The 25029-nt window shown below is 67.3% G+C and carries 19 protein-coding genes; 9 read left to right on the top strand and 10 right to left on the bottom strand.

Features of this window, described 5'->3' with window-relative positions; all coding sequences use genetic code 11:
• The 3 genes from MSG_RS17735 to MSG_RS17745 are packed head-to-tail and all read left to right on the top strand — an operon-like array spanning position 1 to position 3586.
• Complete coding sequence (locus MSG_RS17735) at positions 1-1158, top strand: acyl-CoA dehydrogenase family protein (protein WP_096441604.1); 1158 nt, start codon at positions 1-3, stop codon at positions 1156-1158.
• Entirely contained in the window at positions 1155-2090 is a 936-nt protein-coding gene (locus MSG_RS17740; RefSeq protein ID WP_096441606.1) for an acyl-CoA dehydrogenase family protein, read from the top strand. Before MSG_RS17735 ends, MSG_RS17740 begins: the two co-directional genes overlap by 4 nt.
• Positions 2087-3586, top strand: coding sequence for a class I adenylate-forming enzyme family protein (locus tag MSG_RS17745; RefSeq protein WP_096441608.1), 1500 nt, complete (start codon positions 2087-2089; stop codon positions 3584-3586). The genes MSG_RS17740 and MSG_RS17745 overlap by 4 nt, the downstream gene beginning before the upstream one ends.
• Before the next feature lie 56 nt (positions 3587-3642).
• Here MSG_RS17745 and MSG_RS17750 read toward each other — a convergent pair whose 3' ends face one another.
• Complete coding sequence (locus tag MSG_RS17750) at positions 3643-4092, bottom strand: hypothetical protein (protein WP_096441610.1); 450 nt, start codon at positions 4090-4092, stop codon at positions 3643-3645.
• Positions 4093-4118: 26 nt separating this feature from the next.
• Positions 4119-8327, bottom strand: coding sequence for a cation-translocating P-type ATPase (locus MSG_RS17755; protein ID WP_142404498.1), 4209 nt, complete (start codon positions 8325-8327; stop codon positions 4119-4121).
• Positions 8328-8742: 415 nt separating this feature from the next.
• Here MSG_RS17755 and MSG_RS17760 point away from each other — a divergent pair, with 415 nt between their 5' ends.
• The 4 genes from MSG_RS17760 to MSG_RS17775 all read left to right on the top strand — a co-directional run bounded on the left by MSG_RS17760 (position 8743) and on the right by MSG_RS17775 (position 13701).
• Complete coding sequence (locus MSG_RS17760) at positions 8743-9084, top strand: hypothetical protein (RefSeq protein WP_096441614.1); 342 nt, start codon at positions 8743-8745, stop codon at positions 9082-9084.
• Positions 9085-9212: 128 nt separating this feature from the next.
• A complete protein-coding gene (locus MSG_RS17765; RefSeq protein ID WP_096441616.1) occupies positions 9213-10238 on the top strand; it encodes a hotdog fold thioesterase in 1026 nt (341 codons plus the stop codon).
• A 74-nt stretch (positions 10239-10312) separates the two neighbouring features.
• Complete coding sequence (locus tag MSG_RS17770; protein ID WP_096441618.1) at positions 10313-11518, top strand: amidohydrolase family protein; 1206 nt, start codon at positions 10313-10315, stop codon at positions 11516-11518.
• 224 nt (positions 11519-11742) lie between these two features.
• Positions 11743-13701, top strand: a complete 1959-nt coding sequence (locus tag MSG_RS17775) for a SpoIIE family protein phosphatase (protein ID WP_096441620.1) — start codon at positions 11743-11745, stop codon at positions 13699-13701.
• A 21-nt stretch (positions 13702-13722) separates the two neighbouring features.
• Here the strand turns inward: MSG_RS17775 and MSG_RS17780 are convergent, their stop codons facing one another.
• The 6 genes from MSG_RS17780 to MSG_RS17805 all read right to left on the bottom strand — a co-directional run bounded on the left by MSG_RS17780 (position 13723) and on the right by MSG_RS17805 (position 19878).
• The gene (locus tag MSG_RS17780) at positions 13723-14973 is read right to left on the bottom strand and encodes an acyl-CoA dehydrogenase family protein (protein ID WP_181159203.1); all 1251 of its coding nucleotides are present in this window, start codon (positions 14971-14973) and stop codon (positions 13723-13725) included.
• Positions 14970-16112 (bottom strand): acyl-CoA dehydrogenase family protein, encoded by a 1143-nt coding sequence (locus MSG_RS17785; protein WP_096441622.1) that lies wholly within the window; start codon positions 16110-16112, stop codon positions 14970-14972. Before MSG_RS17785 ends, MSG_RS17780 begins: the two co-directional genes overlap by 4 nt.
• 88 nt (positions 16113-16200) lie before the next feature.
• Complete coding sequence (locus MSG_RS17790; RefSeq protein WP_096441624.1) at positions 16201-17166, bottom strand: alpha/beta hydrolase; 966 nt, start codon at positions 17164-17166, stop codon at positions 16201-16203.
• Positions 17167-17309: 143 nt separating this feature from the next.
• Complete coding sequence (locus MSG_RS17795; protein WP_096441626.1) at positions 17310-18476, bottom strand: amidohydrolase family protein; 1167 nt, start codon at positions 18474-18476, stop codon at positions 17310-17312.
• Positions 18476-19513 carry an amidohydrolase family protein gene (locus MSG_RS17800; RefSeq protein WP_096444638.1) on the bottom strand — a complete coding sequence of 346 codons (1038 nt, stop codon included), beginning with the start codon at positions 19511-19513 and terminating at the stop codon, positions 18476-18478. The genes MSG_RS17795 and MSG_RS17800 overlap by 1 nt, the downstream gene beginning before the upstream one ends.
• 5 nt (positions 19514-19518) lie before the next feature.
• Complete coding sequence (locus MSG_RS17805) at positions 19519-19878, bottom strand: Rieske (2Fe-2S) protein (RefSeq protein ID WP_232011072.1); 360 nt, start codon at positions 19876-19878, stop codon at positions 19519-19521.
• A 152-nt stretch (positions 19879-20030) separates the two neighbouring features.
• Here MSG_RS17805 and MSG_RS17810 point away from each other — a divergent pair, with 152 nt between their 5' ends.
• A complete protein-coding gene (locus MSG_RS17810) occupies positions 20031-21245 on the top strand; it encodes a cytochrome P450 (protein ID WP_096441630.1) in 1215 nt (404 codons plus the stop codon).
• Entirely contained in the window at positions 21242-22399 is a 1158-nt protein-coding gene (locus MSG_RS17815) for a Zn-dependent alcohol dehydrogenase (RefSeq protein WP_096441632.1), read from the top strand. The genes MSG_RS17810 and MSG_RS17815 overlap by 4 nt, the downstream gene beginning before the upstream one ends.
• Before the next feature lie 37 nt (positions 22400-22436).
• On the opposite strand, the gene MSG_RS17820 is transcribed toward MSG_RS17815, so the two are convergent.
• Together MSG_RS17820 and MSG_RS17825 are read right to left on the bottom strand one after the other, a co-directional pair.
• Complete coding sequence (locus MSG_RS17820; RefSeq protein WP_096441634.1) at positions 22437-24341, bottom strand: YhgE/Pip domain-containing protein; 1905 nt, start codon at positions 24339-24341, stop codon at positions 22437-22439.
• A gap of 2 nt (positions 24342-24343) precedes the next feature.
• On the bottom strand, positions 24344-25021 hold the full coding sequence (locus MSG_RS17825) for a hypothetical protein (RefSeq protein ID WP_096441636.1): 678 nt from the start codon (positions 25019-25021) through the stop codon (positions 24344-24346).
• Positions 25022-25029: the final 8 nt, after the last annotated feature.

The raw sequence follows: 25029 nt of genomic DNA on the forward strand, positions 1-25029 counted from the left end.
ATGGACTACGACCTCGGCGAGGATGCCGTCGAACTGCGACACCGCCTGCGGGAGTTGATATCCCAGCATGTACCCGCCGACTTCCTGGGTGCCTGCACCGAGGACCCGCAAGACCTCGCCACCACCGAGACGTTCTGCAAGCTGCTCGCCACCGAGGGCCTGTTGGCCCTGGCCTGGCCGAAAGAGCATGGGGGCGGCGGTGGTTCGGTCTGGCAGCAGACCGTGCTGCGCGAGGAGATGTGGGCGCAACACGAGCCGCGCGGCCCGCAGTACATGGGCATCAACTGGGTCGGGCCCGCCCTGATGCGGTACGGGACCGACGAGCAGAAGGCCAAGCACCTCGGCGCGATCGCCTCCGGCGACGTGATCTGGTGCCAGGGCTTCTCCGAGCCGGAGGCCGGAACAGACCTGGTCTCGTTGCGCACCCGCGCGGTACCTGACGGCTCGGGTGGTCAGGGGTGGCGGATCACCGGTCAGAAGGTGTGGACCTCGTACGCTCAGATGGCGTCCTGGTGCGTGCTCGCGGCCTGCACCGACCCCAACGCCCCGAAACATCAGCGGCTCACGCTGTTTCTGCTCCCGATGGACCGGGCCGGTTTCACGGTGCGACAGATCCCGTCGATGCTGGGGCCGCATCACCTCAACGAGATGTTCCTCGACGATGTGGAGGCGTTGCCCGGCGACGTGCTCGGCGAACCGGGCGACGGCTGGCGGGTGATGCGGGAGGCACTGGCGTTCGAGCGGGTCGGCATCGCGCGGTACGCGCGTTGCGAATCGCTACTGGACCGGATGCAAAAGCAGCTCGGCGACGACTGGGACCGACTGCCCGAAACCATCCGCGCCCGTTGGGTGCGCGCGCTCGTCGACCTGCGGGTGGCTCGCCTGCTGGCGTATCGCGCCGTGTCGCTGCAGGACGACCCGGCCGCTGGGGCGGCCGCCAGCGCCGCGCGCATCGCCACCACCACCTGCGATCAGCAGGTGGCCGAGCTGCTGTTCGACGTGCTAGGGCCGACCGCGCTGGACAGCGGGGCCGCCGCGGCGCTGCACGGCGCGATCGAAGACCATTGGCGCTACGCGCAGGCGGCGACCGTGGCGTCGGGCACCATCGAAGTCCAGCGCATGCTGGTGGCGCGCGACGCGTTGGGAGAACATCGATGAAACCGACTCTGCCACAGGACATCACCGACTTCGCGGCGGCCGCCGCCAAGCGACTGGGCCGGCTGGGCGGGCCGCAGGCCGCGCTGCGTGCCGAGGCCGACGACAGCATCCGGGACGCCGCACGCTCGGCGCTGAACGAGCTGGGCGCGTTCGAGCTCGACGTCCGCTCCGGGCTCGACGACCTGCTGGCCGCCGCCGTGCTGTGTCAGACCGCCGGCGCGAACGTGCTGCCCTACCCCCTCGTGGAGGAGCTGCTGGCGATCGATGGCGCCCGGTTGACGTTGGTCGATCCCGACGCGCCCCGCATCGATCACGGTGACCTGCCCGGTGAGTGGGTCGCCGCCGATCTCGACGGCACCCGCTACCACCCGCAGCCGGGGTCGCGCACCGCGGCCAAACTGGGGCCGTTCCTGGTTCCGGCCACCCTGAGCGGACCCGATGGAACCGTACCGGCGGCCGACGTTAATCTTCATCTTGTGCTGGGATCATGGCGGATTCTGGGAGCGATGCAGCAGTCGCTGCGGATCGTCACCGCACACGTGCAATCCCGGATCCAATTCGGCAAGCCGCTGGCCGACTTCCAGTCCGTCAGGTTCGCCGTCGCGGACGCCGCCGTGGCGGTGCGCGGGCTGTACGAACTCGCGAAGTACACCATCTGCCGGCCGGAATCCCTGCCCGTCCAGGTGCATTCGGCCGATGCGCTAGTACTGCGGTTCAAGGCCACCGACACCGCACGACAGGTGCTGCGCACGTCGCACCAACTGCTCGGGGCCCTCGGGTTCTGCGACGAGTCCGATGTCAGCGTGCTCGATCGGCACACCCAGCCCCTGATCCGGTTGCCGCTGGGCGCCGAAGCGCTGGGCCTGCGGCTGATCTCCGATGTGCGCGACGGCCACCTGGAGACGCTGTTCACCGAGCCGGTATCAGCGTGACCACTCAGTCCGTCGGGGCCGAGGTGACGCCCGACCCGTTCGAAGACGGAATCCCGTTCGGGCGCAAGCTTCAAGAGCTCGCCGCGGAGCTGCCCGACACGGCGGCGGTCACCGTCGTCGCGCTCGACGGCACGGCGCAGACCCTGACCTTCGGCGAGCTCGAGGCCCGCGCCAACCAATGGGGGCGGGCGCTGGCCGCCGCCGGCGCCGAGACGGGTTCGCTGGTGGCGCTTGCTATCCCGAACTCCCACCACCTGGTGCTGGCCACGCTCGGGTGCTGGAAGATCGGCGCGGTCCCGATTCCCATGCACTGGGATCTGCCTGAATGGGAGCGGGAGCGGGTGCGCGGGGTGATCAATCCCGCCGTCGTCGTCGACGAGGACAGCCGTTGGGAACTCGACGCGCGCGCGGCAGCCGAGTCGCAGGATCCACTGCCGGAGGCCGTGTCCCCGACCGCGAACGGGATCTGCAGCAGCGGTTCCACTGGTGTGCCCAAGGTGATCCTCAATCTGGCTCCCTCGCTGTGGATCCCCCAGCACGGCGAACCGTTTCTGGCCAACTGGACACCCGTGGCCAAACCGCAGATCATTCTGGTGCCCGCGCCGATGTATCACACCAACGGATTCGCGACGTTGCTGATGCTGCTCAGCGGCGACCATCTGGTGATCCTGGAAAAGTTCGATGCGGCAGTGTTCGTCGACTCCATCGAGCGCTACCGGATCACCAACTTCACGGCCACGCCCACGATGCTGGCGCGCATCGCGGCCCTGCCCGACATCCGGCAGCGCGATTTCTCCAGCGTCGTGTTCATCCTGCAGGGCGCCGCGGTGATGCCGCCGTCGCTGCTGCACACGTGGTTCGAATTGCTCAGCCCCGAGCAGATCGTGACGGCTTACGGCATGACGGAGAATCTGGGGCTCACCGCACTGCGCGGCGACGAGTGGCTGTCGCATCCCGGCAGCGTCGGGCGCGGCTTCCGGGACACCGAGATCCTGATCCTGGACGCCGACAAGAACCCCGTCGGTCCCGGCGTACACGGGGAGATCTACCTGCGCTCGATGATGAGCGCTGGCTATCGCTACCTGGGCGGGGCGTCGCCGTTGCCGTCGACCGAGGACGGCTTTCGCTCCGCCGGCGACATCGGCCACCTCGACGAGGACGGCTTCCTCTACATCGTCGACCGCCGGGTCGACATGATCGTCAGTGGCGGCGCCAATGTCTTTCCCGCCGAAGTGGAGTCGGCGCTTGCCGGTCACCCCGACATCGCCGACGTCGTCGTCATCGGACTCGCGGACGAGCGGTGGGGACGCCGGGCGCATGCGGTGGTGCAGCGCGCCGAGGGGGCATCGCTGGCCGAGCATCACGTGATCGAGTACGCCAAGAACCGGCTTGCGCCGTACAAGGCGCCCAAGACGGTCGAGTTCGTCGACGCCATCCCCCGCACGGCGGCGACCAAGGTCAATCGATCGGCGATGATCCAGGCCCGAGGCGGCTGAGCGTCGGCAATTCCGAGAGTTGTCGGACCCGCGCCCTAGTATCGAACATATCCGTTTTAGACGTGGTGGCCGAAGACGTCTTCCATGACTTCGCCGACCGCCGCCAGGGAACGGCTGGAGTGCTGCTTGACCAGCACATGTCCGCCCAGCACGACGAGGGCAATCGGCAGCTCGACGGCTCCGACCACCAGCAGTGCCGCCAGGCCCGCGACATAGACGACATCGTGCTTGTCGGGCCGGTGAAACTTCCCGATCAGCGGCAGTTCGATCGCGCGGTCTTCCAACTCCCGCAACGTCTGCAGGGTGCGGGCGCGCTTGGAGTTCGGGTGCGCCTCGGCATACGCGGCCCATCGTTGGGCGAAAGTCGGCCCAGCGGCAAGTTCTTCCTGCAGTTCTTCGTGGAGCTCGTCGTGCAACTCGTCATGCAACTCGTCATGCAACTCGTCATGCAGCTCCTCGTGGAGCTCGTCGCGCAGCTTGTCCGAGCCTTCGTTCACCATGGTCATATCCGTCTCTCTCTGTTGTGGTCGGTTCAGCCGGCAGGGGTGAGTTCGAGTTGAGGCGCCCGGTTCCGGTCGGCATCTTCGCCGTCGGCCACGCCGGGGAGTTCCTGCGCCCAGGCGTGAACCGCCTCGACCGCATTGGCCAACGCGCGGTCGGCGTTCGCCCCGTATTTCGTCACGCGCTTGCCGATCACCGACGCCATCCGCAACAAGAAGTCGGGCTTGGCGGCGGTGAGCACGGTCAGACCGACGGCCGGGGCGACGCCTTCGATCCACCCCAACGGACCCAATGGCACGCAGCCGACGAGTTGGCTGAGGCCCGGAGTCGTGATCAAGGCACCCATTGCGAGGAAAGTCCCAGCGACGGTGCTGATGACGAGCGGATCCCGCGATTCCAGCAGCGTTTGGCCGAGCTGCGTGGTAACGAGGCCCACCAGACCGACCGTCGCCGCGCGCTGCGGATTGGCCCGGGTGAAGGTGGCCATGCTCCACGAGGCGCTGGCACCAATGGTCGTCGCCGCCCCGCGGATGGCAACCGTGTGTGAGAGGTCGTTCATGTTGATCCCGCGCTCTGACGGAGGTCGCATGTTGCGAACGGCGCTCACCGCCACGGCCGTCGTGGGGAAGACGTCGGTCAGGATGTTCACCAGCAGGATCTGCCGGGCGGTCAGCGGCGCCACACCTCGCACCATCGTTCCGTACATGTTGAAGGCGATTTCGCCGGCATTACCGCCCAGCAACATAGCGACCGCGGCCTGCGCCTGCTGCCACAGCCGGTGCCCCTCCTCGATCGCCTCCAGCAGACTTCCGACTCGCCCTTCGGTCAGCACCACGTCGGCGGCGCCGCGGGCCGGGTCGCTGCCGTGCGAGGACACGCCGACCCCGACCGCCGCGGCGCGGATCGCGGCGGCATCGTTGGCGCCGTCGCCGACCATTGCGGTGACGACGCCGGAATTGCTGATCTGCTGGACGATCTGGACCTTCTGCTCGGGGCTCATCCGCGCATAGATGACGTTGGTCTTGACGACCTCGGCGCGTTCGGCGATCGACAACCGCTCCCAGCGGGCTCCCGTGATGATGGAGTCTTCGGAGACGTCGAGGCCGATCTGACGGGCGATCGCACGGGCGGTGGCCGGATGGTCACCCGTGATGACCCGAACGCCGATGTCGCGCTTGGCCAGCCCGAGTAGCAATTCTCTGGCATCCGGCCGCGGTGTGTCGGTGATGCCGAGGAAGCCAAGCAGGCGTAATCCTTTGCCGCACAGCGGTTCCAGGCCCTTGTCCTGAGCGATCGCGAGCTCGTCTTCGGTCACCTTGCGTTCGGCGACCGCGATCACCCGAAGGCCGCGGGTGGCCATGTCGTGCACGTGAGCCAGCAGCGTCTCGCGAGTGGCGTCGTCCTCACCCTCCACACACGCCGACAGGACAATCTCGGGTCCACCCTTCACGGCGAGCGTGTCGCCGTCCAGCCCGGCCGCGTACGCCCGGCCCGCGCGGAACGGCAGCTCGCGGTCCCGCTTAGGCTGGTTGCCGGCCTTGTTGACGACGGCGGCGTCGGTGGCCTGCAGCGGAGCGTGCTCGCTGACCGCCACCGGCGTCGCCAGCGCCGCGCGCTCGAGGATCAGTTCTTCGTCGAAGCCCGGCTGCGGGGAGATGTCGGTGACCACTAGCCGGTTCTCGCTCAGCGTCCCGGTCTTGTCGAAGCAGACGACCTCGACGCGGCCGAGCGTCTCGACCGAGCGTGGCGCCCGCACAAGAACATTGCGCTCTGTCAGTCGCCGTGCCGCTTCGCGCTGGGCCAGGGTCGCCACCAGCGGCAGGCCCTCGGGTACCGCGGCGACCGCGCAGTAGACACCGCTGGTGACGGCCTCCTTGATGCCCGAGCCCCGCAGCAATGCGGTCAGTACCACGCCCGCGCCGCCGGTCATGGTCCAAGGCAGCACCTTCGCGGTCACCCCCGCCAGCTGGGCGTGCAGGCCCACCTCGTCGCGCCGCTTGGGTGCCAGCGCCATGGCCCGCCCGCCGGCCGTCGCGTCACCGACCGCGACAACGATCGCGCGGCATACACCGCTGAGCACGGTCGAGCCCTCGTAGATCATGCAGGACCGTTCGGCCAGCGCGCGCCCCGGTGTCGGGTCGGGGTGCTTGGTCACCGGCAGTGATTCGCCGGTGAGCGACGATTCGTCGACCTCGACGGCGACCGCGCTCAACACACGTGCGTCGGCGGGGATGACCTCGCCGGCCCGCACTTCGATGATGGCGCCCACCGTCAACTGCTCGATTTCCGCCATCTCGAACTGATCGGGACCGGTGCTGACCCGCGCCAGCGGCGTCTGGGCGCTGAGCATCTTGTTCAGCTGGCGGTCCGAGCTGAGTCGCTGCCCCGCGGCAATGCCGGCGCTGCCCAGGAGAACAATCCCGACGAGAATTCCGTCCATCGGCGAACCGACGAGCGCGCTCGCCATGGCCCCGGTGGCCAGGATCGGGGTGAGCGGGTCCTGCATCTCGTGCCACATCGCCCCGACGATGTCTTTGCTGTTGTCCGCGAAGGCTCTCGCCAACGCCCGCGTCCGCGACTGCGGCAACTGGGGCGCCACAACGGCTGGGCTGCTGGCGAGATCCGGCCTAAGCAGCCGGAGGTGCTCCTGCGCCTGATCGACGTCCAGCGCATGCCACTCGGTGTCCGCGGCGGCAGCCGGATCGGCTTGCATGGTCACGCCGCGCGCGATCACATAGCCGGGGATCAGCGCCAGCGCGGCCGCCGCGATACTCGGTCGCACACCTGCGGCCCGGACGCCCGGCAGCAGCGTCAGCGCCCCGAGAACGGTTCCGGCGGCGGCCAATTCGACGCCGCGCCGGGCCGCCGACTTCGCCGCGGGTATGGCGTCGACGATGCGGCAGGCCACCTTCAGATTCGGCATCAGGACGTCCGCCGACCACGCGGGCGCTTTGTCGTTCGACCAGACGGCCATCGCCAGATCCGCGGCCGCGAACGCCTGCGGCAGGTCGCGACCCACGACGGCGACGATCCGGCCGTCCGACTGCAAGCGCCGCACCGCGTCGGTGACCGCGAGATCGACGTCGTCGCCGACGGGGACGAGTTCGTCGAACGTCCCGCGCAGGTGGCCGGGGTCGGCCCGATCCACCGAGACGAGTCGCAGCTCAGCGGAGCGGGCCGCGGCGATCAGCGGTTCGGCGAAGGGGTCGGCGCTGCGCGCCACCACGACCTCCAGGTCACGCAGCTCGGGCAGCTGGTGCGCCGGGGACAGCGAGCACCCGCTGTGGACTCCGGGCTCGAGCAGCCCGGCGTTGACATCGGTTTGGGCGCACTGCCACACCTTGGTGCGCAGTTCCCCGTCGACGCCGCTGATCTCGGCGACACGCAGGGTTTCGCCGATCAGCACCGCGGGGTCGATGATCAGCACATCGACCCCGTCGAGCCGGCGCAGCGCGTCCGGCCGCAGCACCAGGGTGTGATGGTGCCGGTTCAACCCGGCGCAGAACGTGGTGGCGAACGACTCGCGGGCGTAGTTCAACGCCCGTGGCGCGGCGACGATGACCGCCTCACTCGCCAGTGCGGCGCCGCCGCTCACAGTGAGCGCGATGGCACCGGCAAGGCCCGCCGCGGTCGCCGCTCGCGCGTAGTTCTCCGACGACGTGTCTGGCACCGCCCGCGGACGCGTGGCTTGCGGCTGCGGCTTGCATTTAGCGCTGACCGCGAGCCGGGGTTCGTGCTCGTTCCAGGCGTCCACCGCCGCGAGCGCTTCGATGAGACGCAGGCTGCGCAGCAACATGTCGGCGGCGATGACCGACGGTGTGTGGCCCAGCGACTGCGTGACGGCCGTTCCCAACGCAAGCACGGCGTCGGCACGCGCCCGACCGAGCGCCCGCTCGAAGACCCGGCGCACATCGGGCTGCGCCTCGGCGAACGTGGTCGCGGCCGCGAATGCCCGCGGCAACCGGGGTGCCCGCATCACCTGCAGCACGGTCGTCACGCCCAGCGACGCGGCCTTGGCCGCCAGCAGGCTCAGCCGGTTGACGACCTCTTCGCCGTCCCCGGGGATATCGATCGTGGACAAGCGGGCCGGCTTGGGCGGCTCGGAGTCACCGAATACCTCGACTTCATCGGCCGGCTCGAGGTAGATCCGCTCGATCACCTCGACCCTGCGGACCAACTCCCCGACGGACGGCCCGTTTTCGTCGATGTCGACGACCAATCGCGACAGCGGCCAATTCACTTGAGCGCGTGTGATACCCGCGGTACTGATAAAGGCGTTTTCCAACACGGCCGCGAACTCGGGCGTGCGCGACGCATCGGGTACACGCAGCTCAATCCACCCACGGCCATTGCCGGACCACCGGCGGCGGGGACGCTCCCCGCCTAGCAGCTCGGCTGCCGCGGCTGCGCCGCCTGCGACCACCATACGAAGCCCCGAGACAATCGGCTCGATGACCATATTTGTGCTTTACCGCCCTCTCGCGATGATTGGCCTTGACAAAGGAGACTTACGCAGCACACTCAGTCGAGGTGTGCACGTGACGTACACCGTATGTAGCGAGAGGATCTAGGAAGCTTAGTTAAACAATCTGAAAAGCTAACGTACGGCGAACATTTGGCTAAAGCGCAGATAACAATTAGAACCCGGGAAGATCATGACGCTGATAGAACGCACCACCAAGTCCGCCAATTCGCTTGCCGATCAAGCGGTTTCGACAGTAAGCCAGGTAGGAACCGCGATCGCCGAGGGCATTGTCGTCACGGCCGAAGACCTCCGGGCCGGTCTCAAGGATGGCAAGATCCGACCCCGGACTGTGCTCGCCGCGGCCGCGATCGGCCTGGTCGCCGTCGTCGAGTGGCCGGTCCTCCTCGTCGTCGGCGGCGGCGCCTTCGTCGCCAGCAAATTCAGGAAGCCGACGACTGACGGCGCCGATTCGGCCGAATCGACGCTCGGCGAAGACACCCCCGCGCCGGAATCCGCCGAGCCGCAGGACTAGCCGGCGCCCCCATGCCGAACCGCCCGGCGCCGGGCGGTTCGGGGCGGCGCGGTTCGAGACGGGCAATATCACGGTAACCTCGTTCTCACTGCGCAGACGGTGCGCGGCGGGAAGGGGACACAGCGCTCATGACCGACGTCAGTGAGGACGCCGAGGTAACGCGCGGCGACCGCTTCATCAAGACCGCGGTGGCCATCTTGGGCGAAACCGGGCGCACCGACTTCACCGTGCAGGAGGTCGTGGCGCGCTCCAAGACCTCGTTGCGGGCTTTCTACCAACACTTCGGCAGCAAGGACGAATTGCTGCTCGACCTGCTGGACCGCACGATGGTGCAATCGGCCCAGGCCTGGCGCGCCGAGATCGCCGGCCTGGACAGCACGTCGGCGCTGAAGCTGGTCATCGATCGCGTCTGTCAGCAGCCCGAATCCTCCACCCAGGACAGCCTGAACCGGGCGCTGACCCTGTACAACCAGCACCTCGCCGAGACCCGTCCCCGCGAATACGCGCGGGTCCTTTCCCCGCTGCATCAACTGATCCGCGACGTCGTGGGGCAGGGCATCACCGAGGGGGTGTTCAACCCCGCACTCGACGTCGGGGCGAGCGCCGCGATCATCCTGCAGACCGTGGTCAACGCGCAGCGATTGCATTGGCTGGGAAGCGAATTGAACGGGACACCAATCAACGCCGGCCAGCTCTACGAGTTCGCCGCGCGTGCCCTCGGCATCCGCGACGAGCGGGACAAGTCGACCACGCCCTCGCTCGGCGAGCTGTTCGCCCAGATTGGCTTGCGAGCGGCCACCCGCGACGGCGAATTCGCGATGACCATGCCGGTCAGCCCTAACGTGGTGAACACCTCCGGCGCGCTGCAGGGCGGCCTGATCGCCACGCTGGTCGACGTGGCCGGCGGGCAATACGGGCTGGACTTCCTGGAGCCCGGCACTACGATGACGACGGCCGACCTCTTCGTCCGCTACCTGCGGCCGATCCGGCAGGGCTCGGCGCTCGCCGTGCCGCGCATGCTGCGCTCCGGGCGCCGGGCGATGGTCATGCAAATCGACATCTACGGCGACGGTGACGAGCTCGCCGCGACGGCGACCGTGAATTTCGCGATCATCAACGGCGCGACACCCAAAGGTCTGCGGTCAGACACCTAGCTCTGTGAATGTCGTTGCCCGAGAGGTAACGTCATTACCATTCGCCGAGAATTGAGTCCTCGAAGGAGATCGCCATGCCGTCTCGCGAGCTGCCCTTTCCCGTCTTCGACGCCGACAACCATATGTACGAGCCGCAGGAGGCGCTGACCAAGTTCCTCCCCGACAACCGCAAGAACGTCATCGACTACGTGCAGGTGCGCGGTCGCACCAAGATCGTGGTGCGCGGCCACATCAGCGAGTACATCCCCAACCCGACGTTCGAGAAGGTCGCCAAGCCGGGCGCCCAGGAGGACTACTTCCGCAACGGCGCGCAGGGCAAGACCTACCGCGAGATCCTGGGCGAGCCGATGAAGGCCATTCCCGCATTCCGCGAACCCGGCCCGAGGCTCGAGGTCATGGACGAGTTGGGCATCGACTACGCGCTGATGTTTCCCACTCTGGCCAGCCTGGTCGAGGAGCGCATGAAGGACGACCCGGAGATGACCCACGACGTCATCCACGCGCTCAACCAGTGGATGCACGAGCAATGGACGTTTAACTATCAGGACCGCATCTTCGCCACCCCGGTCATCACGCTGCCCATCGTCGACCGAGCGCTCGAGGAACTGCAGTGGTGTCTCAAGCGCGGTGCCCGCACCGTCCTGGTCCGCCCGGCGCCGGTGCCCGGCTTCAAGGGCAGCCGGTCGTTCGGCCTCGAGGAGTTCGATCCGTTCTGGCAGGCCTGCATCCAGGCCGAGATCCCGGTGTCGATGCACGCCTCGGACAGCGGTTACTCCGAGTTCGCGAACGTGTGGGAGCCGGGCGACGAGTTCCTGCCGTTCAAGCCGACCCCATTCCGCAGCTTCGCGATGGGTCACCGGCCAATCCTGGACGCCATGGGCGCGCTGGTCTGCCACGGCGCACTCTCGCGCAACCCCGAGCTGCGGATCCTGTCCATCGAGAACGGCGCCGACTGGGTGCCGGACCTGTTCAAGGGCCTCAAGGGCGTCTACAAGAAGATGCCGCAGTCGTTCAGCGAGGACCCGATCCAGGCATTCAAGCGCTGCGTCTACATCACACCGTTCTGGGAGGATCGGTTCACCGAGATCGTCAACATGGTCGGTACCGACCGGGTGATGTTCGGCTCCGACTGGCCGCACCCCGAGGGCCTCAAGGATCCCATTTCGTTTGTCGACGAACTCACCGACTTCTCGGAGGAGGACGTCGCCAAGATTATGGGCGGCAACCTGATGCAGCTGATGAAGGTTTCCACGCCGGCGAAGAAGCCGGTTTCCGCCTGATCGGTTTATGCCTGGTGAGCTGCGACTCTTCAATTGGCAGGTGGGTCAAAGCCGGCATCGATCGGCACGTTAGGCAGCCGTTGCCGAATTGATGCCATGGGGTCCGGATAGCCGTTGCTACCCTAGTTACTTGCGCGTGAACAATAAGCCCGCGCATGGCTCATAGTTGCAACTCGGTCCATAGCCAAGGGTCCGCAGGAAGGCTCTGTAGGAGGGACGGCCAGATGGTGGCCGAAAAGGACTGGGACAAGACGGTTGGTGTGGGCGACGACGTGCGCCGCATCTTCGAGGACGTCCCGACGATGCTCATCGGGCTGGAAGGGCCCGAGCATCGCTTCGTCGCGGCCAATGCAGCCTACCGCGCCTTGGGGTTCAGTCCGGTCGGGATGCTGGCGCGCGAGGTCTATCCCGAACTGGAGAGCCAGCAGATCTTCCAGATGCTGGACCGGGTGTACGAGACCGGCGAGGGGCAGGGCGGGGCGGAGTGGCGGCTGCAGGCCGACTTCAGCGGCGCCGGAATCGAGGAGAGGTACTTCGACTTTCTGGTCACGCCGCGCCGCCGCGACGACGGATCGATCGAGGGCGTGCAGATCATCTTCGCCGACGTCACCAACCGCGTGCACGCGCGGCAAGCCGCCGAGGCGCGCATGGAGGAGCTTTCCGAGCGGTATCGCAACGTCCGCGATTCGGCGATCGTCATGCAGCAGGCGCTGCTCGCCGCCTCGGTGCCCGTCGTTCCCGGCGCCGACATCACCGCCGAGTACCTCGTCGCCGCGGAGGACACCGCGGCCGGCGGCGACTGGTTCGAGGCGATCGCGCTCGGGGATCGGCTGGTCCTCGTCGTCGGCGACGTCGTCGGCCACGGCGTCGAGGCCGCCGCCGTGATGTCGCAGTTGCGCACCGCGCTGCGTATGCAGATCGTCGCGGGCCACAGCGTCACCGAAGCGCTCGAAGCGGTAGACCGCTTTCACGTTCACGTGCCGGGTTCGAAGTCGGCCACCCTGTGCGTCGGCTCGCTCGACTACGCGACGGGCGAGTTCCAGTACTGCACCGCCGGGCACCCCCCGCCGTTGTTGGTCAGCGCCGACGCCACCGCGCGCTACCTGGAGCCCTCGGGCGCGGGCCCGCTGGGCAGCGAGACGAGCTTTCCCGTGCGCAGCGAGATCCTGGGCATCGGCGACTCGGTGCTGTTGTACTCCGATGGCCTGATCGAACGCCCCGGCCGCCCGCTGGTTGCCAGTACCGCCGAGTTCGCGGAGCTGGCCGCGAACATCGTCCGCGGGGTCGGCGGCTTCGTGATAGACGCACCGACCCGGTCCATCGACCGGATCTGTTCGGAGACGCTCGAACTGCTGCTGCGCGAGACCGGTTACAGCGATGACATCACGCTGCTCGCGGCGCAACGGCGTACCCCGCCGGCGCCGCTGCACATGACGCTGGATGCGACCATCCACGCCGCGCGCGCCGTGCGTTTCCGGCTTCGGGAGTGGCTGACCGAAATCGGTGCCCACGCCGACGACATCTCCGACGTCGTGCATGCGGTCTCGGAGTTCGTCGAGAACTCGGTCGAGCACGGCTACAGCACCGAGGTTGCCGACGGGGTTGTCGTCGACGCATCGCTGGCCGGCGACGGCAATCTGCGCGTCGCGGTGGCCGACCGCGGCCGGTGGAAGGATCATCGCACCGGCGAGCAGGGGCGCGGGCGCGGCCTGGCGATGGCCGAGGCGTTGGTATCCCACGCGCACGTCGAGCGCGGCAAACGCGGGACGACGGCCAGTGTCACACACCGCCTCACCCGCCCGGCGAACTTCGTCTCCGACCCTATGGTCAGCCGGGCGCCGCATCCGCGGCCGACCAAGTCTGAATTCACCTTAGTGATCAGCGAGCCCGGTCACCTCGTGGTCACCGGCGATGTCGACTCCACAAGCGCATCGACTCTGGATCGTCAAATCGCCGTCGAAAGCCGTTCGGGTATAGCGTCTTTGACGATCGATCTCACCGCTGTCACCCACCTGGGGTCGGCGGGCGTCAGCGCCCTTGCCGCCGCACGCAACCGGGCGCGCCGGCAGGGCGGCGACTGCGTGTTGATCGCCCCGCCCGGCAGCCCCGCGCACCATATTCTTTCGATGGTCCAGATACCGGTCGCCAGCGGCGACAACGAAAACGTCTTGATCGATGAATAGCCGGGCCAATCAGCCCCGCGATCACCGTGTCTGGCCGTGCCGAACCTGGTTGAACGGCACCCCGCGGTCGGCGGCATATTCCCGCGGGAAACCTAGCACCCGCTCACCGATGACGTTGCGCGCCATCTCGGTGGTGCCCCCGCCGATCGCGACAGTCTGCCGGGACAGGTAGCGCAGTCCGGTCTCCAGGCCGTCGCCGTCCTGTCCCACAGCTCCGGCGGCTCCCGAAATGGCTAGGGCGGTGTCCACATCCAAAGCCACCGTCTCGGAATGGAAAAGCCTGATGAGGGTGCCGGCGGTCGGGGGCAACACACCGTCGCGCACGCTGCGGTATACGTGGCCGATCAGGTGCTCGGCGACCGCGCGGTGCACCAGCACCCGGCCGGCCATCTCCTGCACGCGTTCGCTGTCGGCCTGACCCGTCTTCTCCGCGAGGGCGACGTAATCAACAGGATTCGCGTTGCCGCCCTCGCTGCCGCTGCCGCTGGCGAACTCCGAGCCCTGGCCGACCGCGCGACGTTCGTGGTAGAGCTGGCGCGAGGCCACCGCCCAGCCGCCGTCGACCTCGCCCACGACTGCGTCGTCGCCGACGTCGACCCCGTCGAGGAACTCCTCGCAGAATTCGGTGGAACCGCTCAGCATCGTGATGTGCCGCAACGTGATTCCGGGGTGCTTGATCGGCACCAGGAACATGGTCAGGCCCTCGTGCTTGGGCACCTCCCAATTGGTGCGTGCCAGGCACAACCCGTAATCCGCGGCGAACGCGCTGGTGCTCCAGGTCTTGGCGCCGTTGATGATCCAGCGATCGCCGCGGCGCTCGGCCCGGGTGATGACACCGGCCAGGTCCGACCCGCCGCTCGGTTCGCTCAACAGCTGCACCAGCACCTCTTCGCCGCGCAGCGCCGCGGCGATGTGCTGCCTCTTCTGGTCCTCGGTCCCGGTGTCGAGCAGCGTGGCGCAGCAGATGGTGAACGTCGGGGTGTTGAGGATCAACGGCAACTCGTAGTTCAGTGATACCTCGTCGAATGCCTTCTGGTATTCGTAATCCAGCCCCAGGCCGCCGCACTCCCGCGGAAAGCAGATACCCGCGAATCCGCCTTCATAGAGCCGCTTTTGCAGTTCGCGTGCCCGGTTCCAGGCGGTCTCGTCATCGCGCGGCGCGGGTGGCGGCGAAGTGGGGTCGATGGCGGGCATGTGGTCCGCCAACCACGCTTGGGCCCGGGCGGCGAACTCCGGGACGGATTCGGTCGAGGTCAAGTGGTCAGTCGTCATCGCGCCGAGCGGGCCGTTCGCTCCGCCTCGTACACCCGCAGGTTGTGTTCCTCCGGCGTGCCAAACATGGATCGGTACAACGTAACCCGCCTCAGATACAAATGGAGGTCGTGCTCCCACGTGACGCCGATGCCGCCGTGCATCTGAACGCATGCCTGCACCAGCCGGCCGGCCATCTCGCCGACGTAGGACTTCGCGATGCTCGCCGACAGGCCCGCCGTGCCCGAGCGCTCGGCGACGGCCGCGACCGCCGCAGCCGTGGTGGCGCGGCAGGCTTCCAGCCAGAGCTTCATGTCGGCGAAGCCGTGCTTGAGCGCCTGATACGACGCGAGGGGGCGGCCGAACGTGTGCCGGTCCATCGCCCATCGGGCGGTGAAGTCGAACACCGTTTGCAGGATGCCGACCACCTCGGCGCACTGCAGGACCTGGGCGATCTGGCTCTGCCGGTCGATCAGTGCGGGGGTTTGCGCCGCGCTGCCGACCACCGCGGACGGCTCGACGACCACGCCGTCAAAGTGCACCCGCGCATATTGCTTGACCAGGTCCACCGACTTTTGCGGCGTCACTCGGACACCCGGCGCGTCCGCCTGCACCAGCAGTTGCCGAATCTCGTCACCGCAGCGCGCTACCACCAGGAACAGCCCGCTGTCGGCGCCGGCCTCGACACGATCCTTGCTGCCGTCGATCCGATAGCCGGTGTCGGTCCGGCTGGCGGTGACCGCCGGATTCAGCGGCGCCCAGCCCGTGCCGGGCTCGTAGACCGCCCAGGACGCCACGGTTTCACCCGCGATCAGTGACTCGATGACGCCCGCATGTGCCTGGGCGTCGACGCTGTCGGCGAGCGCGGCCAGCACCGCGCTAACCGGGTACAGCGGCCCGGGCGCCACGGTCTTACCCAGCTGCTCGGCAACCATCGCCAGATCCGAGACGCCGCTGCCCGACACACTGCCGCCGCCCAGCTCCTCGGGAACCAGCAGCGCCGTCCATCCGAGTTCAGCGGCCCGCCGCCACCACGCGGGTTCGAAGGACACGCCCGCGGCATGCAGTTCGCGGACGCGGCGCAGCGGGGCTTCCTTCTGCAGGAACGACTGCGTCGTCGAGGCGAAGAGCGCCTTTTCGGGGGAGTCGAGGACGGTCATGATGTCTCGATGTTAGCAATGAGCGGTACCGTAAGAGATACCGGAGTCCAGTCGGTAGTGGTGCCGACGGATGCCCGCCGGCGAGCTGTCAGATGGCGAAGACCCGGCGCACCGACTGGGCGTGCAACGCCCGGTTCTCCTGAGACACAACCCAATCCGGCACCACTGAGTCGAAGCCGTTGAATGTCGCTGCGATGACGTGCAATTCGGTGTGCACGAAGGCATGCAGCAGCCGGTTGGCATAATCGATCGCTTCGTCGCGGCAGGGGTCGATCTCGCTGCAGCTGATGAAGGTGGGCGGCAGCCCCTCCAGGTTCGCCCGATGCGCCGGGACGTGCTGGCCGCTGGCGCTATCGGAGCCGAGGTAGTGGCCCCATGCGCGGCTCACCGCGGGGCCGTTGAGTCCCGGGGTGCGCTGAAACTCGCGCCGCGACGGCGTGGCGTCGCTGTCCAGCATCGGCTGGTGCAGGATCTGCATGCGGATCTGCGGACCCTCGTTGTCGAACATGCGCTGGGCCAGGCCCGCGACCAGGGCCGCACCCGCGTCGCGGCCCATCACCGCCAGGCGGCTCGGGTCCACCTCCAGTTCCGCGCAGTTGCGGACGGCGTAGTAGAAACCCGCCTCGACGTCGTCGAGCGCTGCCGGACATGGATTTTCCGGAGCCAGCCGGTAGTCGACGGAGACCACCAGGCAGCCGCCCGCACGGGCTAGTTCCACGCACTGCGCGTGATCGGTGTCCAGGTTGCCGGTCACGAAGGCACCGCCGTGGGCGTACAGCAGCAACGGAGCGCCCGACGAGCCCTCGACGCGGCCGCGGTAGAGCCGCAGGTTCAGCTGCCGGCCGCCCGGACCGGGGATGGAGCGCGATTCGACGGTCACGCCGTCGGTGTCGGCCGCCGCCGCGCGCTCCGCGGCCAATCGGTTGACATGCTCACGCTCGGCGGCCAGTGTCTCGGCCCGGAATTCGACGACACCCAGTTCGCTCGCGGCCTCCCGCAGCACCGGGTCGATGCGGTTGATACCTTGCGGGCGGCTCACATCCGTTTGTGTCATACCTTCTCAACTTCCGGACTCAAGGCGCAGGCTCGGCGTCGGGGCCCGGCGGGTCGCCTGATCCGAAGCCATCTACAAGGTAGACCTGGGATTCCAGGTGGTAAACGACGAGGTACCGGTTGCTGCGCGACTTCGGCAGCGGCTCACCCTTCCGGGGCGTCGGGCCGCTCACCGGGGAGCGCTCTGACCGTCGACGGCAGCCCGTACAGCGCCATCGCGTTGCCGCGCATGATCCGCTCGCGTTGGGCGGCGGGGAACCGGTTGATCGCGTAGGCCGGCGCGTCGTAGCTCCAGTGCGGATAGTCCGTCGAGAACATCAGGTTGTCGCCGAGGTCCATCATCTCCAGGTACTCGCGGAACTCGACGGTGTCGACGTCCTCGAGTGGCTGTGTGGTGAACCTGACGTGTTCGCGCACATAGTCCGACGGGCGACGCCGCACCTGGGGCAGGTCGCCGCGACGGGCTTCCCAGATCCGGTCCATTCGGGACATCACCGGCATCGCCCACGTGAAGCCGCCCTCGATGAAGACCACCCGCAGGTCAGGATGCCGATCGAACGCACCGTCGAACACCAGGCTCATCAGGTGCGAGACATACAGCAGCGGCCAGGACGCGAAGAAGTCATGCCAATGCGCGGGGTTGCCGACCGGGTAGATCGGGATCAATTCGAAGGGCGTTTGGCCCATCAGGTGCGTGGAGATCGGCAGGCCGTGGCGCGAGGCGGCGTCGTAGAGGGGATCGAAATGCGGGCTCCCGAACGGGATTCCGCGCGTCTGCGGCGTCATCAGCACTTGGGCCAGGTAGGGATGTCCCGCCCAGCGTTCGACTTCGCGCGCCGCCAGCGCCGGTGTCTGCGCGCTGACGCTGATCGACCCGCGCCAGCGACCGTGCGTGTTGTGCTTGTCCAGCCATACGTCGGCCAGCCAGTCGTTGTAGGTCGACTTGAGCACGTGCTCGGCCTGCGGCAGCTGCGCGTCGCACATCGGCTCCAGCGACGCGATGCTGACGCCGGCGTCGACCAGCAATTGCTGCGCCGCGAAATCCGGGTCACTGCCCGCGACCCCGCCGTCCGGCGGCCACGAGTCCATGCGCAGCGACGACGTCTTGTACGAATCGGGTGTGTCGTAGAAGTGCGGTATCGGCGCGACGCCGTTGCCGGTCGGCCAGATCTTGTCCACCCACTCCGGCGGCGCATAGGACTTGAGCACCTCGGCCGAGACGGGCAGCGGGTGCACGTCGGTGTCGACGATGGTGACCGCGATCTCGTCGTGTTGCTCCGTGGTCGATTCGAACCGTTCGATGGTCGTCATCAGACGCGCTCCTTGAGTCCGTACAGCTCACTTGCATTCCGCCACAACAGCTTTTCGCGTTGCTCGGCATCGAGACCCGCGGCCGCCACTGGTGGCTCCGACGTGGACCAGTGCGGGTAGCCGGATCCATACATCAGCAGATCGGCTTTCTCGGTGAAGTTCATCCAGCGCTGGGTGTGGGCCGGCTCCAGCGGGCCGTCGAACGCCGACGAGCAGAACCGGACGTGGCCGGGCAGGTATTCGCTGGGATAGCGGTCGACCCATGGCGTCTGGTCCCGCATCGAGAGCCAGAAGGTGTCCAGCCGCCACATCAGCGGGGTCAGGATGTCGTAGCCGCCGTCGGTGAAGACGAACTTCAGGCCGGGCAGCCGGCCGAAGACGCCCTCGACGATGAGCGTGGCCAGATGCACAAAGTAGTTCAGCGGCATGAACGCCGCATAGCCGGGATAGGTGTGGGCGTGCCCGGCGAAGGTGGGTGCGTAGTCGACGCCATTGCCGCCGTTGATGTGCACGGCGACCGGCAGCCCGTGGGCCGCAGCCGCCTCCCAGATGGGTTCGAACATCGGCTTGCCGTACGGCTCGCGCGACTGCATCGGAATACCGACCTGCGCGAGTTTCGGGTGAGCGGCGAGGCGTTCGATCTCCGCGACCGCCCCCCTGGGGTCTTCGGGGTTGACTCGAATGGTGCCGAGAAACCGGTTCGTGGTGTCGGGCTCCAGCCACCGTTCCACCAGCCAGTCGTTGACCGCCGCGCAGATCCTGCTGTTGAGCAGGTAGTCGGCGATGTTGCCGCGGGTCAGCGGATTCAAGACGGCGTAGTCGACTCCCGCGTCCTCGAACAGATGCCGGCCGACGGTCTCAGGGTCCGATCCCGGGTAGTGCTCGCCGTAGAGTTCCTGGCGGTAGTCGCCACCCGGGGCCTGGTACCACTGCCGCTCGACGTCGGGGATCGCGCGGAGTCGGTGGGGTTCGGACAGGTAGCGCCGGATCTCGGCGTTGTAACGAAAGTGCGGTTGCACGCAGGTGTCTATAACCATGTGGCTCATGCCGTCAGGAACACCTTTCCGTCGCTGACATCGACCTGATAGGTGCGGACGCGGCGCCGCGGGTCGGCGACGTTGCGGCCCGTGGTGACATCGAATTCCCAATTGTGCCAAGGGCATCGGACGATTTGCCCGTCCCGCACCCGGCGGACCCGATCAGGTGATTCGGGCGCCGGTTCGTTGGTGCCGCCGATCAGGCCCAGGCACAGCGGGGCGCCCTCGTGTGAGCAGTAGTTGACGATCGCGTACAGCGCGCCGCGCACGTTGTATACGCCGACGCCGAACTTGCCGACGTCGACGAGCTTCATCCCGCCGGGCGGCAGCTCGTCGAGGGAGCACACGAATCGTCGCTGGGGCACTGGTGAATCACCGCCTCTTGACTTGCTGACGTCCATCCTGTGCCTATTACGGTAACCAGGACAAGCAGTTGGGCTTCGTTGCTATCTATACTATGATAGCGACATTCCCTCGGCACCTAACCGCCCATCCCGGCTGCTCAGAAGGAGCGCTGATGACGCTCGGCACCGACCCCGTCACTCTCGACACCAGCGGTGAAACCAGCCCCTACCCCTACTTCGAATACATGCGGCGCACCGATCCGGTATGGCACGGCACGTTCATGGACTCCTCGCAGCTGCCCGAGGAGCTGCGGCCCCGCGACGAGTGGGTCTTGTTCGGCTACGACGGGGTGTTCCAGGCCTTTCGGGACGACCGGACGTTCACCTCGGCCAATTACGACAAGACCATCGGGCTGGTCATGGGCCACACCATTCTGGCGATGGGCGGCAAGGAACACCACGACCATCGCAGCCTGGTGGCCAAGGCCTTTCGGGCCACGGCGCTGGAACGCTGGGAGCCCTCGGTCATCGGGCCCGTCTGCAATCAGCTGATCGACGAGATCAAATACCAGGGTCACGCCGATCTGGTGAAGGCGTTGACGTTCGAATTCCCCACCCGGATCATCTCGGTGCTGCTCGGGCTGCCGCCGGAGGATCTCGACATGTTCCGGCGGCTCTCGCTGGATCTGATCTCCATCCCCACCGACATCGTGGCGGGCCTCAATGCCGCGGCGGAGTTGCACGGTTACTTCCTCAACCAGGTCGAGCAGCGCCGCCGCAAACGTACCGACGACATCATCGGCGATTTGGTGGCCGCCGAGATCGACGGGGAGAAGCTCACCGACGATGCCATCATCGCGTTCCTGCGCCTGCTCCTGCCCGCCGGGCTGGAGACGACCTACCGCTCGTCGGGCAACCTGCTGTACTTGCTGCTGACCCACCCCGAGCAGCTGGCCTTGGTGGACCGGGACCGGTCGCTGATCCCGATGGCGATCGAGGAGGGCCTGCGGGTCGAAACCCCGCTCACCATGGTCATGCGCACCACCACCGAGGAAGTCGAGATCGGCGGCAAGACCGTACCGGCCGACACGCAGGTCGACCTGTGCATGGGCTCGGCCAACCGGGACGAAAGCCGATGGACCGACCCGAACACATTCGACATCCGGCGACCGCGCCAGGCCCACATCGCGTTCGCCGGCGGGATCCACATGTGCCTCGGAATGCACTTGGCGCGCTTGGAAACTCAGGTAATGCTGAACAGCCTGCTCGACCGCATCACGGATGTGACATTCGTTCCCGACGACGGAACCGGTGAGGAGGCCAAGATCGTCGGTCTCACCTTCCGCTCGCCCAACAAGCTGCCGGTGACCTTCACCCCCGTCGCATGAGAAGCCGCGCGGCGATCCTGCATGACGTCGGCGGACCCTGGTCCGTCGAGGAATTCGAGCTCGACGCGCCCCGGGCGGGGGAAGTTCTGGTCGAGATGGCCGCGGCCGGCCTGTGCCATTCGGACGACCACATCCTCAAAGGCGATATGGCGGCGCCCAACGAGACGCTGCGGAAACTTGGGCTGCCCACCATGTTCCCCACCATCGGCGGTCACGAGGGCTCGGGCATCGTGCGCGACGTCGGGGACGGCGTCACCGAATTCGAACCTGGCGACCACGTCGTGATGTCGTTCGTCGCGGTGTGCGGGCAATGCCGCTGGTGCGCCAGCGGCATGGAGTACATCTGCGACATGGGGGCAAGCGTCATGACGCCCGGCATGCCGACCGACGGCACCTTCCGCCACCACACCGCCGAGGGTAAGCCGTTGGGCCACATCGCCAAGGTGGGCGCATTCGCCGAACATACTGTCGTGTCGACGAATTCGCTGGTGAAGATCGAGCCGCACCTGCCGCTGGCGCCGAGCGCGCTGTTGTCCTGCGCGATCCCGACCGGGTTCGGTTCGGTCGCCAATCGTTCCAACATGCGGGTGGGCGATACCGTCGTCGTGATCGGCGTCGGCGGTATCGGCACGGGCGCGGTGCAGGGCGCCCGCGTTGGCGGTGCCGCGCAGATCGTCGCGGTGGACCCCGTAGACTTCAAGCAGAACTCGGCCCTGCAGTTCGGCGCCACCCACACCGCGGCGACGGCGCAAGAGGCACTGGACCTGGTGCGCGACTTGACCTACGGCGTGATGGCCGATGCGGTCGTGGTGTCCCCGTCGCTGATCACGCCCGCCGATGTGCGCGACGCGGTGAAGCTGACCCGCAAGGGTGGGACCTGTGTGCTCACCGGCATGACCTCGCAGTTGACCGCGTCAGTCAAGATCGATCTGCAGGACTTCATCCTGATGAACAAGACGCTGGCCGGCACCGTGTTCGGTTCCTGCAACCCCAGGGCCGACGTCTTCCGGCTGGCTCGGCTCTACCAGACCGGGCAGCTCCAGCTCGACGAGATGATCACCCGGCGTTACCGCCTCGACGACATCAATGATGCCTACGACGATCTCCGGAACGGCAAGATCGTCAGGGGCATCGTCGATTACGGGATCGAGTGACTCCGCGCCCAGTGCGTTCCTTTCCATTGCAGGGTCGCTACATCTTGATCGCTGGGATCAGCCTGCTGAGATTCCAGACGCGGTCTCGCCGCGCGGACAGCGATGAGATCGCCAGCGCCACAGCCGTTATCGCGACAAGCACGATGACCGCCTGCCAGAGCCGCGCGTCGATGCCACCGAGGATGAGCTGACGTAAGCCGTTGACGCCGTAGGTCATCGGGTCAAAGCGATGCAGGATCTGGAACGGTCGCGACGTGGTTTCCACCGGGTACAGCCCACCGGCACTGACGAGCTGCAGCATGAGCAAGGCCATGATCAGCACGCGCCCGACCGCCGGGCCCACGAGCGCGTTGATCGCCTGCGTCGCGGCCACGAACGCGGCGGAGATGAGGATCATGAACCCCAGCATCGCCACGGGGTGCACCGCGTGCACGCCGAGGGCGAACCGGACCACGCTGTAGAGAATGATCGCCTGGAACAACGCGATCGCGGCGGCCGGCAGGTAGCTGGCAAGCACCACGCGGATCTCGAGCACCTCCGCGGCGATCGCGCGACTCTGCAAGGGCCGCAGCACCATCCACAGCACCAACGCGCCGAAGAACAGGGCCAGCGTCAGGAAGAACGGGGCCATCCCGGTGCCGAAGTTGGGCGCGGCGTTCTCGTGCGAGGCTTTGAGTTGCACCGGGCCGCCGATGGTATCGGCGACCGCATCCTTCTGCTGAGTCGTCCAGTTGGGCAGCTGCTTGGCCCCGTCGGCCAGTTTCGTCGCCAGCTCGCCCGATCCCTGCTTGAGCTGGTGTGCACCGTCGTCGAGTTTAGCTATCCCGCTTGCCAATTCGGCATTACCCGAAGCCAGCTGCTGGGCTCCGTTGCGCAGTTGGGTGAGCTTGTTCGTCAGCTCCTGGCCCTTGTTGCCGACCTGGTCGAGCGCCGATCCCAGCGGGCTGCCGGGTGTGCGCAGCGCGGAGGTCATCGCGATCGCGGCGTTCTGCGCATCGGTGAGGTGCTGGCGGATCTGCGGCGTGAACTGGTGGCCCCGCAGCTGGTCCTGGACGCCGCGCAGGTTGTTGGCCAACGGATCCCCGCGCGCGGCGAGCTGATCGATCACCGGCGACAGCGAGTCCGCGGCGCCGTCCTGTGCCGTGGCGATGGCGCCGATCTGGTCGTTGGCCTGCTGCAGCGCGGCCGCGCCCTGTTGCAGCTGCTGGGTGTTCCCACCGATCCGCGACAGCGCCCCGGTTACCGCGAGCAGCGGGTCGGTGGCCTGGTTGATTCCGTCCGATAGTTGCTGGGCGCCGGCAGCAAGCCGCGCCGAGCCGGATCGAGCCGTGTCGAGGCCGGACACCAGCTGGCCGGCGCCGTCATCGAGTCGAGCGGCGCCGTCGGCGGCCTGCTTGATCCCCGCGCCTGACGAGATCACCACCGACAGTAGGTGATTGACCGCCTGCCCGGAGATCCGGCTGGACACGGCGTTGAGCACCTGGCTGATGGCACTGCGACCGATGCTCGTGGAAATATAGTTGTTGGCGTCGTTGTAGACGGCAATCAGGTTGGCCTTCTTCGGCTGCCCGGTCACCGGTGACGCGATCGCCGCACTGAAGTCCGGCGGCAACTCGACCATGAAGTAGTACTTGCCGTGGTCGACTCCGTTTCGTGCCTCCGCCGAGTCCACGACGTGCCAGTCCAAGCCGCCGTCCGCGGTGAGGCTGTTGGCGATCTCGTCACCGGCGTTGAATTGCTCCCCGGAAACGACGGCGCCGCGGTCGGAATTGACCAGCGCCACCGGCATCTTGTTGGTGTGGCCAAAGGGATCCCAATACGCCCACAGATACAGCGCCCCGTACACCAGCGGCAGCAGCATCAGCACGACGATCGCCACGCGCGTCAATCGGCTGCGACCGAACCGTTTGATCTCCGAGCCGAATGCGAGTCCAGCCAACATCGTCAATCCCCTCCGGTCAGGACGCGGCGATCGTGAAGTCCGTGCTCGGGCGCGTCGGTCCCGAGCGGGTTGGTGACGCCGACCACGACGGTGCGCTGCTGCGCGATCACGCCCAGCCGCTCAACCGCGATCGCTCGCCGGGCGTTGTCGCGCACTTGCTCGAGGTCGCCGACCACCAGGATCGGGCGATCCGATAGCAGCGCCAGCGTGATGCGCAGTAAAAACAGTTCCAGGTCTGACAATTCGACGATGTAGGTGTCCGGGGACGGCGGAGGTACGCCGCCGAAAACCTCCGTCAGCTCGGTCTGACCGGCCTGCAGCGGCACCAGCGAATACCACGGCGCCAGCCACCGGCGCTGTTCGGCGAGCACCGTCGCCACGGTCACCGACTCCTCCAGGTCGTCGATGTCGTCGAAGGCCGCGATCGCGCAGTGCCGGCGGATCGCGCGCGGTGTCGTTTCGCCGAGCACGCTCAGCGAGCCGTGCGTGGCTATGAAGCGGCCGGCGAGCGTCAGCAGCAGCGTGGTCTGTCCCGGTCCCCCTGGCATCTGGATCGCCTGGAAACCCGGCGCCAGGGCGAGGTCGACGCCCGAGAAGATGGGCCCGTGCTCGCCATCGACCCCCAGCCCGCTGGCGGTGATCACCGGCGCGCTGGTGTCCGGCTCGTCTTTGGTGTCCATGTATGTAT

It is taken from the genome of Mycobacterium shigaense (genome assembly GCF_002356315.1).
Taxonomy (GTDB): domain Bacteria; phylum Actinomycetota; class Actinomycetes; order Mycobacteriales; family Mycobacteriaceae; genus Mycobacterium; species Mycobacterium shigaense.